The organism is Metallococcus carri, assembly GCF_011440275.1.
GTDB lineage: Bacteria > Actinomycetota > Actinomycetes > Actinomycetales > Dermatophilaceae > Metallococcus > Metallococcus carri.
The window spans coordinates 310376-326750 of sequence record NZ_JAAOIV010000001.1; the positions used below are offsets into that span (position 1 = coordinate 310376).

The 16375-nt window shown below is 71.7% G+C and carries 19 protein-coding genes; 6 read left to right on the plus strand and 13 right to left on the minus strand.

Going from position 1 to position 16375, the window contains the following annotated elements:
• Genes G9U51_RS01515 through G9U51_RS01525 form a run of 3 tightly spaced genes read right to left on the minus strand, consistent with a single transcriptional unit; the run spans position 1 to position 3600 of the window.
• Positions 1–1230: an MFS transporter gene (locus G9U51_RS01515; RefSeq protein ID WP_207947907.1), complete on the minus strand. Its 1230-nt coding sequence runs from the start codon at positions 1228–1230 to the stop codon at positions 1–3.
• Complete coding sequence (locus G9U51_RS01520) at positions 1223–2287, minus strand: flavin-containing monooxygenase (RefSeq protein WP_029144376.1); 1065 nt, start codon at positions 2285–2287, stop codon at positions 1223–1225. The genes G9U51_RS01515 and G9U51_RS01520 overlap by 8 nt, the downstream gene beginning before the upstream one ends.
• Positions 2284–3600: an FAD-dependent oxidoreductase gene (locus tag G9U51_RS01525; protein ID WP_036283240.1), complete on the minus strand. Its 1317-nt coding sequence runs from the start codon at positions 3598–3600 to the stop codon at positions 2284–2286. The genes G9U51_RS01520 and G9U51_RS01525 overlap by 4 nt, the downstream gene beginning before the upstream one ends.
• An 86-nt stretch (positions 3601–3686) precedes the next feature.
• Between G9U51_RS01525 and G9U51_RS01530 the strand changes: the two genes are divergently transcribed.
• From G9U51_RS01530 to G9U51_RS01540, 3 genes are all read left to right on the plus strand, one after another.
• On the plus strand, positions 3687–4031 hold the full coding sequence (locus tag G9U51_RS01530) for an ArsR/SmtB family transcription factor (protein ID WP_029144378.1): 345 nt from the start codon (positions 3687–3689) through the stop codon (positions 4029–4031).
• Positions 4031–4549, plus strand: coding sequence for a GNAT family N-acetyltransferase (locus G9U51_RS01535; protein ID WP_029144379.1), 519 nt, complete (start codon positions 4031–4033; stop codon positions 4547–4549). The genes G9U51_RS01530 and G9U51_RS01535 overlap by 1 nt, the downstream gene beginning before the upstream one ends.
• Before the next feature lie 128 nt (positions 4550–4677).
• Positions 4678–5721, plus strand: a complete 1044-nt coding sequence (locus G9U51_RS01540) for an Abi family protein (protein WP_235945285.1) — start codon at positions 4678–4680, stop codon at positions 5719–5721.
• 69 nt (positions 5722–5790) lie between these two features.
• Here G9U51_RS01540 and mutM read toward each other — a convergent pair whose 3' ends face one another.
• The 8 genes from mutM to G9U51_RS01580 all read right to left on the minus strand — a co-directional run bounded on the left by mutM (position 5791) and on the right by G9U51_RS01580 (position 13100).
• Positions 5791–6639 carry a bifunctional DNA-formamidopyrimidine glycosylase/DNA-(apurinic or apyrimidinic site) lyase gene (gene mutM, locus G9U51_RS01545; protein WP_166192056.1) on the minus strand — a complete coding sequence of 283 codons (849 nt, stop codon included), beginning with the start codon at positions 6637–6639 and terminating at the stop codon, positions 5791–5793.
• Positions 6632–7399 carry a ribonuclease III gene (gene rnc / locus G9U51_RS01550; protein WP_166192059.1) on the minus strand — a complete coding sequence of 256 codons (768 nt, stop codon included), beginning with the start codon at positions 7397–7399 and terminating at the stop codon, positions 6632–6634. Before rnc ends, mutM begins: the two co-directional genes overlap by 8 nt.
• A gap of 16 nt (positions 7400–7415) precedes the next feature.
• Complete coding sequence (gene rpmF / locus G9U51_RS01555; protein ID WP_166192062.1) at positions 7416–7610, minus strand: 50S ribosomal protein L32; 195 nt, start codon at positions 7608–7610, stop codon at positions 7416–7418.
• Between the two features lies 1 nt (position 7611).
• Positions 7612–8184, minus strand: a complete 573-nt coding sequence (locus G9U51_RS01560; RefSeq protein WP_235945286.1) for a YceD family protein — start codon at positions 8182–8184, stop codon at positions 7612–7614.
• A 69-nt stretch (positions 8185–8253) separates the two neighbouring features.
• Positions 8254–8793, minus strand: coding sequence for a pantetheine-phosphate adenylyltransferase (gene coaD / locus G9U51_RS01565; RefSeq protein WP_166192065.1), 540 nt, complete (start codon positions 8791–8793; stop codon positions 8254–8256).
• Between the two features lie 19 nt (positions 8794–8812).
• Entirely contained in the window at positions 8813–9382 is a 570-nt protein-coding gene (rsmD, locus tag G9U51_RS01570) for a 16S rRNA (guanine(966)-N(2))-methyltransferase RsmD (RefSeq protein ID WP_166192068.1), read from the minus strand.
• Positions 9382–11544, minus strand: a complete 2163-nt coding sequence (locus tag G9U51_RS01575; RefSeq protein ID WP_166192071.1) for an ATP-dependent DNA helicase RecG — start codon at positions 11542–11544, stop codon at positions 9382–9384. Before G9U51_RS01575 ends, rsmD begins: the two co-directional genes overlap by 1 nt.
• Positions 11544–13100 carry a DAK2 domain-containing protein gene (locus G9U51_RS01580; protein WP_166192074.1) on the minus strand — a complete coding sequence of 519 codons (1557 nt, stop codon included), beginning with the start codon at positions 13098–13100 and terminating at the stop codon, positions 11544–11546. The genes G9U51_RS01575 and G9U51_RS01580 overlap by 1 nt, the downstream gene beginning before the upstream one ends.
• 144 nt (positions 13101–13244) lie before the next feature.
• Here G9U51_RS01580 and rpmB point away from each other — a divergent pair, with 144 nt between their 5' ends.
• Complete coding sequence (rpmB, locus tag G9U51_RS01585; RefSeq protein WP_166192077.1) at positions 13245–13439, plus strand: 50S ribosomal protein L28; 195 nt, start codon at positions 13245–13247, stop codon at positions 13437–13439.
• Between the two features lie 12 nt (positions 13440–13451).
• Here the strand turns inward: rpmB and thiL are convergent, their stop codons facing one another.
• Positions 13452–14453 (minus strand): thiamine-phosphate kinase, encoded by a 1002-nt coding sequence (gene thiL / locus G9U51_RS01590; RefSeq protein WP_166192080.1) that lies wholly within the window; start codon positions 14451–14453, stop codon positions 13452–13454.
• 101 nt (positions 14454–14554) lie between these two features.
• Between thiL and G9U51_RS01595 the strand changes: the two genes are divergently transcribed.
• Positions 14555–14788 (plus strand): Lrp/AsnC ligand binding domain-containing protein, encoded by a 234-nt coding sequence (locus G9U51_RS01595; protein WP_166192084.1) that lies wholly within the window; start codon positions 14555–14557, stop codon positions 14786–14788.
• Positions 14767–15216 (plus strand): DUF3515 family protein, encoded by a 450-nt coding sequence (locus G9U51_RS01600; protein WP_166192087.1) that lies wholly within the window; start codon positions 14767–14769, stop codon positions 15214–15216. Before G9U51_RS01595 ends, G9U51_RS01600 begins: the two co-directional genes overlap by 22 nt.
• A gap of 19 nt (positions 15217–15235) precedes the next feature.
• On the opposite strand, the gene G9U51_RS01605 is transcribed toward G9U51_RS01600, so the two are convergent.
• Entirely contained in the window at positions 15236–16366 is a 1131-nt protein-coding gene (locus G9U51_RS01605; RefSeq protein ID WP_166192090.1) for a D-alanine--D-alanine ligase family protein, read from the minus strand.
• Positions 16367–16375: the final 9 nt, after the last annotated feature.

Here is a 16375-nt window from a genome sequence, read left to right on the forward strand (position 1 = left end):
TCACGCCGTCTGCTCGGCCGTGGCCTCCGCCCGGCGGGGAGCCTGGGTGCGTGAGCTGGCGATCATGAGCACCGTCCCGACCGCTGCCAGGGCGGCGAGGACGAGGAACGCGTGCGCGTAGCCGCCGGTCGCCTCGGCCAGCACCGCGCCGGCGAACGGGGCGAGGGCTGTGGCCAGCAGCACCGGCAGGCCCAGGACGCCGGAGAGGTGGCCGTAGGCGCGCGGGCCCCAGCGGTCGGTGATCGCGGTCGCCTGCAGCAGCGTCGCGATCCCGCGCCCGATCCCGGCGGCCATCGCCGCCGCGACCAGCAGGCCGACCGGGCCCGGTACGACGGCGAGGGCGAGCGTGCTCGCCGACACCAGGACGAACACCGTCGCGGTGCGCGCGGTCAGCGGGACGCGGCGCGCCAGACCGGTGTAGACGAGGCGGCCGGCGACCTGGCCAATGCCGCCGAGGCCGAACACCCATGCCGCGGACTGCGCGGTCAGGCCGCGCTCGAGCATGAGCGGGACCAGGGCGAGCAGTCCGGAGTACATCGCCAGCGACACCAGGGTGAGTCCCGCTGCGAGCAGCCGGAACCGTGCGCTGCGCAGGACCTCCGTTGCGTGGGCGCGGTCGACGGCGGGTTCCTCGGGGTGCTGCTTCGCGGGCCAGGGCCGACGCAGGAGGAACCAGTGAGCCGGGACCGTGAGCACGGCGAGGACGACCGACGCCCACAGGTAGGTCGCCCGCCAGCCCACGTGCGCGCCGACGGTCGCGGTCAGCGGAGCGAACACCGTGCTGGCCAGGCCAGCGACCAGGGTGAGCGTCGCCAGCGCACCCAGGCGTCGACCCGAGAACCAGCCGGTGATCGCGGCGAAAGCCGGCGGGTAGAGCACCCCGGCCATCGCGGCCCCGGCCAGCACCCAGCCACCGATGAAGACCGGCAGTTCCGGCGAGACGGCGATCACCACGAGGGCGAGGACGCCGAGGATCGAGCCGGCGGACATGATGCGGCGCGGCCCGTGCTGGTCGATGACCCGGCCGACCGGCACCCCGGCCAGCGCCGAGACGACCAGCGCGGCCGAGAATGCCGAGGCGACGACGACCGGCGACCAGCCAGTGTCGGCGCTGATCCGCGGGGCGAGGACGGGGAAGGCGTAGTAGAGCAGGCCCCAGGAGGCGATCTCGGTCACGCACAGCGCCGCCAGCACCGTCCCCAGCGCTGGGCGCGTCGCCAGCTCAGGCAACGGCGGCACCCCGCGGCTGCCCGGCCAGAGCCGTGACCACGTAGTCGGCGTCGCGGTGGACCCCGCGCAGCGTGTTCGAGGAGAACGAGCGCTGGAACTCCAGACCGAGGAAACCCACACCCGGCAGGCCGGTCGCGACCCCACGGTCATGTCTCGGCATGCCGGCTTCGTCGAGGACGCCGAGGGAACGCAGGTACGGCAGATGCGGCCGGTAACCGGTCGCGAACACCACCGCGTCGACCTGCTCCCGCGAGCCGTCCGGCCACACGACACCGTCGGAGGCGAACTCGGCGAACATGGGCCGCTGGTCGGGGCGTCCCGCCTCCAGCGCCTTCCGGTACTTGTCGGTGCCGATCACTGGGGTGCCGGTGACGATCCGGGCGAGGACCGACGGCGGCAGCAGGTCGGCGCGGGTCACCTTCAACCACCAGTGCAGATCCTTTCCGGCGATGACCTGCGGCGCGAACCGGACCCGGTCCCGCACCGCCAGCGACGTCCTGGCGTGGTCGGCGAGCTCGTGGGCGACCTGGACGGCGGAGTTGCCCGCGCCGACGACCACGACCCGCTGGTCCGAGAACTCCTCCGGGGACCGGTAGTCGGCCACGTGCAGGACCCGGCCGCCGAAGGCTCTCTGACCGGGGATCGTCGGCACGTGCGGGTTGCCGAACGAGCCCGAGGCGGCGATCAGCGCGGACCCCTCGAACCTGCTCCCGTCGGCCAGCTCGACCATGAACGAGAGGCCGTCCGCGGCCACGCCGACGACCCGAGCCCCGGTTCGGATCTCGACATCAAGACTGCGGGCATAGCCGCGGAGGTAGTCGACGACCTCGTCGCGGCCCGGGTAGCCGTCCGGGTCGCCGGGAAATGGGTGGCCGGGGAAGGCGCTGTAGCCGCGCGGGGAGAACAGGCGCAGACTGTCGTAGTAGCGCGGCCAGGACCCGACCGGCTCCGGCCCGGCCTCCATGAGGACCGGCTCCCAGCCGTTCACGAGCCCGGCACGGGCGGCGGCCAGCCCGGACTGGCCGCCGCCGACGACGATCAGGCGGCCGCGGCTCATCCCGCCGTCCTCGTGCCGAGCTGGATCAGCTGCGGCGCGGGCGCGCAGCAGCCGCCGGACGACGCCTCTTCGGGCGCGTCGAACAGGCCCGACCCGCCGCACACCCCGGTGTCGGGCAGCTCCAGCTCCACCCGCGACGCGGCGTCGTGGTCACCGGCGAGCTCGGCGGCCACGCTGCGGACCTGCTCGTACCCGGTCATCGCCAGGAACGTCGGAGCGCGGCCGTAGGACTTCGCTCCGACGATGTAGAAGCCGGGCTCCGGGTGGGCGAGGTCGGCCGCGCCCGTGGCGCGCACCGAGCCGCAGGAGTGGACGTTCGGGTCGACCTCGGCGGCGAGCTTCGCCGGGGCCTGCAGCCGCACGTCCAGGTCCAGGCGCACCTCGGACAGGAACGACAGGTCCGGGCGGAACCCGGTCGCGACGACCACCCGGTCCGCGGGAGCGAGCCGGCGGCCGTCCTCGGCGACCAGGACCGCCCGGCCGTCCTCGATCCGCACTTCCTCGGTGCGGAACCCGGTGACCAGGTCGACGAGGCCGTCCTCGACGGCCTTCCTCGCCCGCTGGCCCAGGGCACCGCGCTCGGGCAGCTCGTCGGCGGGCCCGCCGCCGAACGCGTTGCCGACGGAGCCGCGGCGCAGCGCCCACGTCACCCGGGTGCCCGGCTCGCGGCGCACCACCGCCGCGAGGTCACCGATGGCGGTCGCTGCCGAGTGCCCGCTGCCGACGACCACGACGTGCTTCCCGGCGAGGGCTGCAGCCTCATCCCGGCTCGGGGTGCGATGGCCGAGCAGACCGGCCTCGACCGCGTCGACCTCGCCCAGGGCAGGCAGCCCGTCCGCGCCCGCCGGGCTCGGGGCCCGCCAGGTGCCCGAGGCATCGATCACCGCACGCGCCTCGAACCGCTCCTGGCTCCCGTCGGCGCGGCGGACGTGGACGACGAACGGCTGCTCGGCCCGACCGGCGTCGACCGAGAGGTCGCGGCCCTTCCGGCCCACCCCGACCACGCGCGAGCCGTACCGGACGCGGTCGCCCAGCGCCTCGGCGAGCGGGGCGAGGTAGCCCTCGACCCACTGCGCGCCCGTCGGGTAGTCCTTGTCAGGCGTGCTCCAGCCGGAGGGCTCGAGCAGGCGGCGGGCCGCGGGATCGGTGAGCTCCGACCACGGCGAGAACAGGCGCACATGGCCCCACTCCGTGACAGCCGACGCCGGGGTGTCGCCCGATTCCAGGACCAGCGGCTCCAGCCCGCGCTCGAGCAGGTGGGCGGCGGCGGCCAGACCCTGCGGGCCGGCTCCGATGACGATGACGGGATTCACTGCAACCTCCACGTATTGACGTTCTTCGATGTGTCGAGCCTGCCTCACGTATCGACAGATGTCAATACGTGAGGCAGAATGGAGGCATGAGCACTCCTCCCGCCACCGAGGCCACGGCCGACGTCGCGCCCTGCTGCGTCCTCGGCGAGACGATCGACGACGGCCTCGCCCACGACCTCGCGAAGGTGTTCAAGGCCCTCGGCGACCCCACCCGGGTCAAGCTCATGTCCCTCATCGCCGGCAGCAGCGACGGCGAGATGTGCGTCTGCGACCTCACCGAGCCCGTCGGGCTCTCCCAGCCCACCGTCTCCCACCACATGAAGCTGCTCGTCGAGGCCGGGCTCGTCGCCCGCGAGCAGCGCGGCCGCTGGGCCTACTACCGCCCCACCATCGACACCCTCGCCGCCGCAGCCAAGGCGCTCAACGCCTGATGGAGCCGCTGGCGACCAGGCCCATGACGCCGGCCGACTGGCCCGCCGTCGAGGCCATCTACCGCGCAGGCATCGCCACCGGCCACGCCACCTTCGAAGCCGAGCCCCCGCCGGACTGGCACGCGTTCGCGTCCGGCAAGCGTCCCGACCTCATGCTCGTCGCCGTCGACGGTGATGACCGCGTGCTCGGCTGGGCCGCCGCCGGACCCGTCTCGGCCCGCCCCGTCTACCGGGGCGTCGTCGAGCACTCGGTCTACGTCGCCCCTCACGCGGCCGGGCGCGGCGTCGGATCGCAGCTGCTCGGAGACCTCCTCGCCGTCGCCGACCGATCAGGCGTCTGGACGGTCCAGTCTTCGATCTTCCCCGAGAACGCCGCCAGCCTGAAACTCCACCAGAGCGCCGGATTCAGGGTCGTCGGACGCCGCGAGCGGATCGGGCTGATGCCGTGCGGGCCGCTCGCCGGCCAGTGGCGGGACACCGTGCTCATCGAGCGGCGCGCACCCGCGACGACTTCTTGAACCTCACGACTCCGGCTACGCACCGGGCCGCAAGGTGGTGGTGCTCGTCGGCCGACAGACGCGCACGGTCGACGCCTCGACCCGTCCGTGGTAGCCTGAGGGCACTACATCCCCCACGCCTCTCCACGATGCGCACTTGGGGGATTTTCTCTGCCCGCATAGAGGAGGGAGCGTCGATGCCGCAGCCGCGCCGCGCGCCCCGCCCGCGCGGAACGCTGAGCTACGACAAGCCGCCAATGGAGCTGGAAGATCTCGTCGACCGCCTCGCCGACCGCGGACTGGTCATCGTCAACCGGGACCGGGCGCTGCGGCACCTGCGCCACATCGGATACTACCGCCTCTCCCCCTACACGATCCCGTTTCAGACGGCCGGACCGGAGCATCGCCTGCGAGATGGGACGTCGTTCGACGACGTGCTCGACCTCTACGTTTTCGACCGGGCGCTGCGCTCGGTGGTCATCGACGCCCTCGAGCGCGTCGAGGTCGCCGTGCGCGCGGCGCTGACCGATCACATGTCGACGGTCTACGACGACCCGCACTGGTACATGGACGCCTCACACTTCCGCGACCGCGGCAAGCATGCGGGACTTCTGAAGATCGTCAGGGACACCTGCGACGAGCGGCTCCGCGGCACCCCGGACGCCGGGGAGGACTCGCTGGTCCACCGCTCGGCGCTCGAGCACTACCTCACCACCTACGGCTCACCCGAGCTGCCGCCGTCCTGGCTCATGGTCGAGACCCTCACCGTCGGACAGCTCACTAGCGGGTACCGGAATCTGAAGCGCCGCTCTGATCGGACCGCCGTCGCCCGGAGCATCGGCCTGACAGCGCCCGTGCTCGAGTCTTGGATGCAGACCTACGTCCGCGTTCGCAACGTCTGCGCCCACCACGGCCGACTGTGGAACGTCGGCCTCGGCGTCTACCCGGCGATCCCGAACTCGCCCATCGTGTCCTGGCTCGAAGGAACCGAAGCGCTGCCCGAGAGATCGAGGAAGCGGCTCTACCCCGTCCTCGTCTCCCTGCAGACGGTCCTGGAAACGATCTCCCCGCGCAGCGGCTGGGCGCGGCGACTTCACGAACTGGTCGACTCCCGCCCCGCGATGAACCTGCGTGGCATGGGCATCCCCGACGACTGGGCAGACGACCCGTTCTGGCGTCGACAGCTCGACTGAGCCGCCTGACGATCCGTCATGACAGAGGTCGGATTATCACTCGTGGTTGGGTTGAACGCGAGCGTTCGGCTAGCGTTTCCGCTGGCAGACTGGGCAAAAGTGGCTGGAGCGGTTCATGAATCGCTCGCGCACGATCGGGGTGCCGCAGCGCTTGCACGGGCGACCTTCCCGCCCGTATACATCCAATGTCATTCGTCCGCTGGCTCCGTTGACGTTGACATAGAGCGCGTCGAAGGATGTGCCGCCCTCCCCCAGCGCGGCGATCATCACCTCGCGCGCGTGCTCGAGCAGCCCGGCGACCACGGGGCGGGTCAGCCGGTCGGTCCATCGCTCCCCGTGCAACCGCGAGCGCCAGAGCGCCTCGTCGGCGTAGATATTGCCGATCCCCGACACGAGCGTCTGGTCCAGCAGCGCTCGTTTGACCGCCGTATGCCGGTGCCGCAGCTTCCGGTTGACGCTCGCCTCGTCATACGCCGCCTCGAGCGGGTCGGGAGCGATATGCGTGATGACCGACGGAATCTGCTTGTCGGAGAACGGATCTGGGACCAGGTCGACCAGCTGCAGCCCGCCGAACGTGCGCTGGTCGACGAAGCGCAACTCGCGCCCGTCCGACATACCGAAGAAGGCGTGGCAGTGTTTCGGCCGCGGTGTGTCCGCGGAGGTGACCAGCATCTGCCCGCTCATGCCGAGGTGCACGACCAGCGCCTCACCGGAGTCGAGCGCGAGCCAGAGATATTTGCCTCGCCGGTCCGCCTGCTCGACGGTCACGCCGGTGAGCGCGGCGGCCAGCGCCGCCGGCCCGGCCTCGTGCCGGCGAGCGACCCGCGCCCCGAGCACCGATGCGGTCTCGAGCCGGCGCCCGACGACATGCTCGGCCAGGCCGCGCCGGACGACCTCGACCTCGGGAAGCTCAGGCACCGGGTTCGACGACCGGCTCGGCCTCGGTGGCCTTGGCCGCACGCTCCTTGAGCACATTCCAGGCGGCCTCGGCGGCGATCTGCTCGGCCGCCTTCTTGTTGCGGCCCACGCCGTCCCCGAGCTGTTCGCCGGCGACCACGGCGTGCGCGGTGAACACCTTGTCGTGGTCCGGCCCCTCCTCGTCCACGAGGTATGACGGGGCCCCGAGCCCCTGGGTCGCGCACAGCTCCTGCAGCGAGGTCTTCCAGTCCAGTCCGGCCCCGAGCCCGGACGCCTGGGCCATCAGGCCGTCGACCAGGTGGTGCACCAGGGCCGCGGCGGGCGGCATACCGCCGGAGAGGTAGACCGTGCCGATGACGGCCTCGGTGGTGTCGGCGAGGATCGAGTCCTTGTCGCGACCACCGGTCGCGAGCTCGCCCCGGCCGAGCAGCAGGTAGTCACCCAGCCCGAGCTCGCGGGCGACTCCGGCCAGAGCGCGCGAGTTGACGACCGAGGCCCGGTATTTCGCCAACTGACCCTCGGGCTCGTCCGGATAGGTGTGGTAGAGCGTGTCGGTCACCACGATGCCGAGCACCGCGTCACCGAGGAACTCCTGCCGCTCGTTGTGCGGCAGGTTGCCGTTCTCGTAGGCGTACGACCGGTGGGTCAGGGCACGCAGAAGCAGCGGCTCGTCGACGGCCACCCCGCAGATGCGCTGAAGCTCTGCGACGAGGTCGGCGACGGGCCGCTGCTGCGCCTGACGGGCTCGCTTGGAGGTCACGTCGAGGCGGGGCTCGTCAGCCCTGGTGCTCGGTGCGCTCCGCGGCGCTGTAGTGCCGGCCGTTGTAGGTGCCGCAGGCCGGGCAGGCCAGGTGACCCTGCTTGGGCGCACCACACTGCGGGCAGGTCGACAGCGCCACCGGCGTCGCCTTCCAGTTCGCACGGCGCGAGCGGGTGTTGGCGCGCGACATCTTCCGCTTCGGGACAGCCACGTCAGTTCCTTCTCTCGTCGGTGTCGGAGTCGTCGCTCGCCAACGCGGCCAGCGCCGACCACCGGGGGTCGATCACTTCATGGTGGTGACCGGGGTCGTCGGCCAGGCGCGCCCCGCATTCGGAGCACAGACCCGGGCAATCCTCCCGGCATACCGGCTGGAAGGGCAGTGCAGGCACCACCGCATCCCGCAGCACGGGCTCGATGTCGGCGAGGTCGCCGTCGAGCTCGTACAGGTCGTCGTCGTCGCTGCTCACCTCATGGTGGTGCGCGGCGCGATCGGTGTAGGCGAACAGCTCCTGGAAGGACACGTCCACCGGGACGTCCACCTGCTCCAGGCACCGCACGCAGGCACCGGTCGCCGTCGCCGTGGCCGTCCCCGAGATCAGCACACCCTCGACCACCGATTCCATCCGCAGCTCGAGGTGGACCGGCTGGCCCTCCGGGACTGCGATGACCTCGGTGCCGAGGTGATCCGGCGCCGGCACGTCGCGCTCGACTTCGGCCATCTGCCCCGGCCGCCGACCCAGCTCCTTGGTGTCAAGGACGAGGGGATTGCGCGGGTCGAGATGCATGGCCTTATCAGGGTCGGTGTCAGCGTGGGGACGGTCCCCGTCATACGGACGAAAGACCGACACACAAGGCTACCGGTCGCCCGGCTCGTTTCCCAAACCCGCGGGCCGCAGCCGTGCGAGCAGCGGCTGCAGCACCGGTGGCGGCACCATCGCCGAGACATCGGCTCCCAGGGCGGCACAGGTCCGGATCAGCGAGGAGGAGTAATGGCTGAGTGCCGGATTGCCCGGCAGGAACATCGTCTCCACGCCGCTCAGCTCGCGGTTCATCTGGGCCATCGGCAGCTCGTAGTCCCAGTCGCTGTTGCTGCGCAGTCCCTTGAGCAGGACGCCCGCGTCAAGCTCCTGGCACACGTCGACGACCAGCCGGCGGCCGAAGGACTGCGCGCGGACATTCGGCAGGTGGGCCACCGACTCCTCGATCAGCCCAAGCCGCTCCTCCGGGCTGAAGGTGCCCTGCTTGTCCGGGTTGAACAACACCGCCACCACGACCTCGTCATACAGCCGCGCGGCACGCTCCAGCACGTCGAGGTGGCCCATCGTGATCGGGTCGTAGGAGCCGGGGCACACGCACCGGCGCGGGTCGCCGCTCAGGGTGCCAAGAGTGCTCATGGCGCGACCATCTCACAGTTCACGCGATCTCGCCCTCCGGCAGGTACTCGGCATACCAGATCGTCGTCTCGCCGTAGGCGCGCGGACCAAGGACCTCGATGCCCACCGGCCACACCGGCTCCGGCGACCGGCTGGACCGCTCGACGATCACCACCGCGTCCTCGGCCAGCCGGCCGACCAGCCGCTCGAGCACCGCCGCCAGCGTGTGGTCGGCCAGGTCGTAGGGCGGGTCCAGGAAGACCAGGTCGTATGCCGGGCCGCCGTCGCCCTCGAGGAACCGTTCCACCTTCTCCGCGCGCACCTCGACCTGCGGCAGGGCCAGCTCGCGGGCGTTGCGCCGGCAGACGTCCGCGGCCCGGCGGTCCCGCTCGACGAGCACCACCCGGGACGCGCCGCGGGAGGCGGCTTCCAGACCGAGGGCGCCGGATCCGGCATACAGGTCCAGCACGGTCGCGTCCTCGATCGCCTCCAGGAACTGCAGCCGGGCGAACAACGACTCGCGCACGCGGTCGCTCGTCGGGCGGGTGCCCGAGCCAGGCGGGGTGGCGATCCGGCGACCGCCCGCGGTGCCCGCGATGATCCGCGTCATCAGCCGCGCTCCAGGAAGGCGGCCTGCTCATCGTCCAGCCGGCGGGCCAGCATGGCCTTGAGCGCCGGGTGGCCGGACAGGTCGGGGTCCTCGGCGATGAGCCGGGTGGCGTCGTCGCGGGCCGCCTCGATCAGCTCGACGTCCTTGGGGTGGCTGAGCCGCAGCAGCCGCAACTGCGTGCGCCGGCCGCTCTGGTTCGCGCCGAGGATGTCGCCCTCGCGGCGCAGCGACAGGTCCAGGTCGGCCAGCTCGAAACCGTCGGTGGTGGCCGCGACCGCCTCCAGCCGTTCGTAGGTCTGTCCCGCTTCGGCGTCGGTGACCAGCAGGCACAGGCCACCGGCCGAGCCACGCCCGACCCGGCCGCGCAATTGATGCAACTGGGAGATGCCGAACCGGTCGGCATCCAGGATCACCATGGCCGTGGCATTGGGCACGTCCACGCCGACCTCGATCACGGTGGTCGACACCAGCACGTCGATCTCGCCGCGCCCGAAGGCCTGCATCACCGCGTCCTTCTCCTCGGCCGGCATCCGGCCGTGCAGCATCTCCAGCCGCACGCCCGCCAGCGCGGGCTCCGCGCGCAATTGCTCGAGGGTCTGCACGACGCCGTGCAGCGGCCGCTTCTCGCTCTCCTCGCCGTCGTCGTCACCGTATGCCGCCTGCGCGTCCCCCTCGTCGTCGTCACCGATCCGCGGGCAGACCACATAACCCTGATGACCGGCCGCCACCTCCTCGGCCAGTCGCTGCCAGGTGCGCTGCAGCCAACCGGCCTTCGCCGCCGGCACCACATGGGACACGATCGGCGCCCGCCCGGCCGGCAACTGGGTGAGGGCCGAGGTCTCCATGTCGCCGAAGACCGTCATCGCCACCGTGCGCGGGATCGGTGTCGCGGTCATGACGAGCACGTGGGGTGGATGAGTTGCCTTGCCCCGCAACGCATCTCGCTGCTCGACCCCGAAGCGGTGCTGCTCGTCCACCACGACCAGCCCGAGGTCGTCGAAGTCCACGCCCTGCTGGATCAGCGCATGGGTGCCGATGACGATGCCCGCCTCGCCGGTGACGATGCCGAGCAGGGCGCGCTCGCGGGCCGCCTTGGACATGCTGCCGGTGAGCAGTGCGACCTTGGTGCCGTGTTCGGCTCCCCCGAGCATGCCGCCCTCGGCGAGCTCCCCCAGCATCGCCCGGATCGACCGATCATGTTGTCCCGCAAGGACTTCGGTGGGCGCCAGCAAGGCCGCCTGGGCGCCGGAGTCGACCGCGGCGAGCATCGCCCGCAGCGCCACGATGGTCTTGCCCGAGCCGACCTCACCCTGCAGCAGCCGGTGCATCGGGCGCTCGCCGGCCATGTCCTGTGCGATGCGCTCACCGACCTCGCGCTGGCCGGCGGTGAGCTCGAAGGGCAGCCGGGCGTCGAATGCCGCGAGCAGCCCGCCCTCGCGGGGGCGGCGCGGCGTGGAGGTCTCGCGGTCGTAGGCGGCGCGCCTGGCGGCCAGGGCGGTCTGCACGACGAGGGCTTCGTCATACCGCAGCCGGCGACGGCCACGGTGTGGTTCGACCTTGTCGATCGGCCGATGGATCATCCGGTAGGCCTCGTGCTCGCTCACCAGCCCGTGCGCGTGCAGGATCTCGGCGGGCACCGGGTCCGGGTCGTCCCAGCAGTCGAGCAAGTAGCGCACGACCTGGGCCATGTTGAGGTCGTTGACGCCCTTCATCACCGGGTAGATCGGGATCACCTCGCCGGGATAGATGTCGGTGTCGGTGATGAAGCTGTAGGACGGGTGCGCCAGTTGCAACTGGCCCTTGTAGTAGCCGAGGGTGCCCATGAACAGCGCGGTCGTGCCGGGCTTGAGATCGCCTGCGACATAGGTGTTGAAGAAGACCAGGCCGGCCTTCGTGCCGTCGGCGTCGACGATCGTCGCGGTGAGCATCGAGCCCTTGCGCTGTCGCATCTTGTGGGTCTTCGCCTCGGTGACGGTCGCGATCAATGCCACGGCGTCGCCCGGGGCGAAGTCGGCGAACCGGCCCGCGACATTGCGGTCGAGATACTTGCGCGGCAGCAGGTCGAGCACGTCGCCGGCGAACTCGATGCCCCGCTTGCCCTTGAGCTTCGCGGCCCCGGCGAGATCGGCGACCTTGGTGAAGCGGGTGACTCGATCGACCATCACTCCACCCCGACCGCAAGCAAGGGCGCGGCACCACCACCGGCCACGACCACGACCTCCAGATCGGCCCGGCGGCGCACCAGGTCCGACCGCAGCGTGTCCGCCAGCGCTTTCGGAGCGCCCCGGCCGGTGACCAGCGTGACGATCTCGGTCTCGTCGGTGACCAGATCAGCCAGCAGGGCGGCAGCGAGCCGCAGCGGTTCACCCGAGGCGTCGCCGCCCACTTCGCCGATCCGCAGGTCGGACAAGGCGTCGTTCACTGCGCGGTCGACACGGTCCGGAGGATCGGAGGGCACCACCACGCTGCTCGCCGCCAACAGCTCGACCGGGCCCGAGCAGTCCGGGACGATGGCGCGAACTCCTTTGTCCACCAACGACTTTCGCAGCACACGCGCGGTCTCGGCCGACCGCTGCCCGTCGGCGAGGAGCACGACGCCCTCGGGTCCTCCCTCGCGGATCGAGCGGATGGCGCTCGACCGCGCCAGCCGGCCAGCATCGGCGGACACCACCAGCAGGCCGTGCTCCTTGGCGTAGGTCTTCAGCCCGGGAGCGTCGTCGATCACCGCGACCACGACCGTGCGCCGGTCCTGGGTGGCGGCCGCGCGCTGCTCGAGTTCGTCGGCGAAGCGCACCACCCGGAAGCGGTGCGGGCGCCCGGCCTCGACACCAGCGTTGACGGCGGCGGCGATGTCGTCGACGTGAACGTGCACCGACCAGGTCGGCTCGCTGCCGGCGACCACCAGCGAGTCGCCGATGCCGTCGAGGGTGGTGCGCAGCGCGTCGACGCGCGCGGTGTCGGAGTCGGTCAGCAGGTACATCACCTCGTATGCCGGCCCGCCCTCACCGGCCGTGCCGCACTCACCGGCCGCTCCGGCTGCGGGCAGACGCTGCGGCAACCACTCCGGCCGATCGGCGAGCGAACGCCGCGGCATCTGGTCGCCGGCGACCACCCGCTGCAGGGCCTCGAGCACGATGAGCAGACCCGCTCCCCCGGCGTCCACCACGCCGACCCGCTCCAAAGCGGGCAACTGCTCGGTGGTGCGCAGCAGGGCCGAGCGAGCCGACCGGACGATCGCGTCGGCGGTGGCGGCGAGGTCGCCGTCGACCGCCACCTGTTCGGCGCCGTCCGCGGCCGACGCGGCGACGGTGAGGATGGTGCCCTCCACCGGCCGGCTGACGCTGCGCCAGGCGTAGTCGCTGGCGCGGCGCAGCGCCCCGGCCAGGTCGCGGGCGCCGAGCGGGCGGCCATCGGCCTCGGCGAAGACCTCGGCCACGCCGCGCGCGATCTGGGACAGGATCACCCCGGAATTGCCACGAGCGGCCATCAGGGTCGCCTGCGCGAGCGCTTCGGCTGCCGCGCGCAGGTCATCGGGTTCGGTGAAGGTCAGCGAGCCGAGCGCGCCGTCGAGGGTGAGCAGCAGGTTGGTGCCGGTGTCACCGTCCGGCACGGGAAACACGTTGAGCCCGTTGAGATCCTCCTCGTGCACCGCCAGATCGGTGCGCGCCGCGACGATCCAGCGCCGCAGCGCGTGCAGGTCGAGGTGGTCCAGGCTCATCGGGGGAAGGCTATCCGTCACCTTCGTCGGTTTGGAGCATGACCGGAGCCTTCGGTAGTCTTGCGTGGTTCCCGCACTTCCTGCCGTGCTTCGTCGCGGACGGCCGCGGGCGCACTCGAATCGTTTTGAACCTAGGAGATCACCGTGGCTGCCACCTGCGACGTCTGCGGCAAGGGACCCGGCTTCGGTCACAACATCTCGCACTCGAACCGCCGCACCAAGCGTCGTTGGAACCCCAACATCCAGCGCGTGAAGGCGCTGGTGGGCGACGCGGGCGTGACCCCGAAGCGTCTCAACGTCTGCACCTCGTGCCTGAAGGCGGGCAAGGTCAAGCGCTGACCGCACCCCCTTTCATCGTGAGAGCCGGCCTTCGGGCCGGCTTTTTCGTTGAGCGAAGTGGTCCCAGCCGCCACCGGTCTGCGGTATGCCGTCCAGGCTCACCCCGGTGCCCGCCGTCACCTCGCCGATCGCCCGCCAGGACGGCTCAGCCGACGGCACACCGCCCGGCGGGAAGGTCGCCAGCAGGGAGTGCTCCTCGCCACCGGTCAGCACGAACGGCAGCCCGTCGGCGCCGAAGACCTCGCGGATCGGCCCGTCGACCTCCCGCTCCAGCGCCGCCCGGTCCAGGGCGATGCCCACACCCGAGGCGGCCGCGATGCGCCCGGCGTCGCGCACCAGCCCGTCGGAGATATCGAGCATCGCGGTGGCGCCGGCGTCGGCCGCAGCGGGACCGGCCTCGTAGGGCGGTCGCCCGGCGGTGCGATGCGCCTCGCGCAGCACGGCGGCAGCCGCGCTCTGCTCGGGACGGTCGGCGGCATCGGCATACAGCGCGAGACCGGCGCCGGAACGCCCGAGCGAGCCGCACACGGCCACCACGTCGCCGACCCGCGCCCCGGAGCGCAGCACCGGTGCCCGGCCGCCCAGGTCGCCGAGCGCGGTCAGCGTGATCACCACGACCCCGGCGGGCGCGGACGACAGGTCACCGCCGACCACGCTGGTGCCGGCCTCGGCAGCCGCGGCCGCGATGCCCGTGGCCAACTCCTCCAGCCAGGCGATCTCGGTGGCCGGCGCGGCCGCGAGCGCCACCACCAGGCCGGTGCACCGCGCGCCCATCGCGGCGATGTCGGCGACATTCTGGACCACGACCTTGCGGCCGACATCGGACGCCGACGACCAGTCGTCGCGCCAGTCCAGCCCGCGCACCATCGAGTCGGTGGTGACCACGACCGCTCCGGACGCCCGCAGCACGGCCGCGTCGTCACCGGGCGCGAGCAGGACGTCGCTGGAGGCCGCGAAATGCGGCAGGATCCGGGCGAGGATCTGCTCTTCGGACAACTGCGCCAGGGTGGTCACTGCACCGGCCCTCCTCCCGCTCTGCCGCCGTGGACAACCGCACGGTAGCGTCTGTCGCACCGTCCGCACCCACCGCGACCAACCGAAGGCAGAGGTGACCCATGGTCCAGGCCTACATCTTGATCCAGACCGAGGTCGGCAAGGCCCAGAGCGTCGCCGCCGATGTGGCCGCGATCGCCGGTGTCGTGACCGCCGAAGACGTCACCGGTCCGTATGACGTGATCGCCCGGATCGAGGCCGGCACGGTCGATGAGCTGGGCAAGCTGGTCATCGCCAAGATTCAGGACGTCCGGGGCATCGCGCGCACGCTGACGTGCACCGTCGTCCACGTCTGATCCTCGCCGCGGCGCTCGCCGCCACGATGCTGAGCGCGTGCGGCAGCGACAGCGTGGCGGTGTCGGCCGGGCCACGGTCGGCGGACGCCGCGTGCGGGAAGGTCGCCCAGCGGTGGCCCTCGACCGTGGCCGGCACGTCGGTCCGCACGGTGACACCGGACGACCCGACCGTGCACGCCTGGGGCGATCCGGCGATCATCGCGCGGTGCGGGGTCGCCCCGCCCGGGCCGAGCACCGAGTGCGTCTCGGCCAGCGGGGTGGACTGGGTGATGCGCGATCTGTCCGACGGCAAGGCCTTCGTCACCTTCGGACGGGACCCGGCCATCGAGGTGCTGGTGCCTTCGGCCTATTCCCCCGAACCGCTCGTGCTGGGCGCCTTCGCCGAGGCGGCGGCGCAGATCCCGCAGGGCCCGGATCGCTGTAGCTGACCGCTGCCGCCGACGACGCTCAGCGCAGGCCGACCCGGCGCTCCAGCGCGAGCTCGATCAGCTCGGTGATCAGCTCGGCGTAGCTCAGCCCGGACGCCGCCCAGACGTGCGGATACATCGAGGCCGGCGTGAAGCCCGGCATCGTGTTGATCTCGTTGAGCGTGAGTGTGCCGTCCGGTCCGTAGAACCAGTCGACGCGCGCCAGACCCTCGCAGCCGGCCGCATCGAAGGCCTTGACCGACAGGTCCTGGATCTGCGCCGCCGTCTCGTCGGGCAGGTCCGCGGGGCAGGTGAGCGCGGCCGAGCCGTCGAGATATTTCGCCTCGAAGTCATAGAAGGTGTGCTCCCCCGTCGCCACCGTGATCTCACCGATCTTGGAGGCGCGGGGCGGGTTGCTGCCGCGACCTTCGAGGATGCCGCATTCGACCTCGCGGCCGACGACGGCGCCCTCGATGAGCACCTTGGGGTCGAACTGCCGGGCGTACTCGACCGCGTCGCGCAGCTCATCCGGCCCGGTGACGCGACTGACCCCGACGCTGGACCCGGCCCGCGCCGGCTTGACGAAGACCGGCCAGCCGAGCGCCGCGACCGGTTCGAGGCAGGCGCTCGGGTCGCGACGCCATTCCTTGTCGGTGATCAGCACGTACGGCCCGACCGGCAACCCCGCCGCGCGGAAGACGACCTTCATCAGGTGTTTGTCCATCATCACCGCGGAGGCCGCGACGCCGGAGCCGACATAGCGGGTGTCGCTGAGCTCGAGCATGCCCTGCAGGGTGCCGTCCTCACCGAACGGCCCGTGCAGCAGCGGGAAGACCACATCGACCTGCGACAACTCGCGCGGGGCGTCGCCCGGCTCGCGCACCATCAGCTCGTGGTGGTCGGGGTCCGGCGTGATGATGACCTCGCGCTCGCCCTCGACCTGCGGGGTGCGGGCAGCGGTGAGACGCAGCGGCTCGGGATCGTCGGCCATCAGCACCCAACGCCCGGTCGGGGTGATGCCGACCGGCAGCACGTCGAAGCGATCCCGATCGATCGCTTCCAGCACGCTCGCTGCGGTGGCGCAGGACACCGCGTGCTCGGCGGAGCGGCCGCCGAAGACCACGGCGACGACGGGTTTGCGATCCGGACGGTCCGGCAGGTTGGCGTTCATCGTCTGGGA

What these genes read in the sequence shown, in the direction of transcription:
- G9U51_RS01520 (WP_029144376.1), bottom strand. Translation starts at nt 2,287, where the DNA reads ATGAGCCGCGGCCGCCTGATCGTCGTCGGCGGCGGCCAGTCCGGGCTG.
- G9U51_RS01530 (WP_029144378.1), top strand. Translation starts at nt 3,687, where the DNA reads ATGAGCACTCCTCCCGCCACCGAGGCCACGGCCGACGTCGCGCCCTGC.
- G9U51_RS01535 (WP_029144379.1), top strand. Translation starts at nt 4,031, where the DNA reads ATGGAGCCGCTGGCGACCAGGCCCATGACGCCGGCCGACTGGCCCGCC.
- G9U51_RS01540 (WP_235945285.1), top strand. Translation starts at nt 4,678, where the DNA reads ATGCGCACTTGGGGGATTTTCTCTGCCCGCATAGAGGAGGGAGCGTCG.
- G9U51_RS01560 (WP_235945286.1), bottom strand. Translation starts at nt 8,184, where the DNA reads ATGCATCTCGACCCGCGCAATCCCCTCGTCCTTGACACCAAGGAGCTG.
- coaD (WP_166192065.1), bottom strand. Translation starts at nt 8,793, where the DNA reads ATGAGCACTCTTGGCACCCTGAGCGGCGACCCGCGCCGGTGCGTGTGC.
- rsmD (WP_166192068.1), bottom strand. Translation starts at nt 9,382, where the DNA reads ATGACGCGGATCATCGCGGGCACCGCGGGCGGTCGCCGGATCGCCACC.
- G9U51_RS01575 (WP_166192071.1), bottom strand. Translation starts at nt 11,544, where the DNA reads ATGGTCGATCGAGTCACCCGCTTCACCAAGGTCGCCGATCTCGCCGGG.
- G9U51_RS01580 (WP_166192074.1), bottom strand. Translation starts at nt 13,100, where the DNA reads ATGAGCCTGGACCACCTCGACCTGCACGCGCTGCGGCGCTGGATCGTC.
- G9U51_RS01595 (WP_166192084.1), top strand. Translation starts at nt 14,555, where the DNA reads ATGGTCCAGGCCTACATCTTGATCCAGACCGAGGTCGGCAAGGCCCAG.
- G9U51_RS01605 (WP_166192090.1), bottom strand. Translation starts at nt 16,366, where the DNA reads ATGAACGCCAACCTGCCGGACCGTCCGGATCGCAAACCCGTCGTCGCC.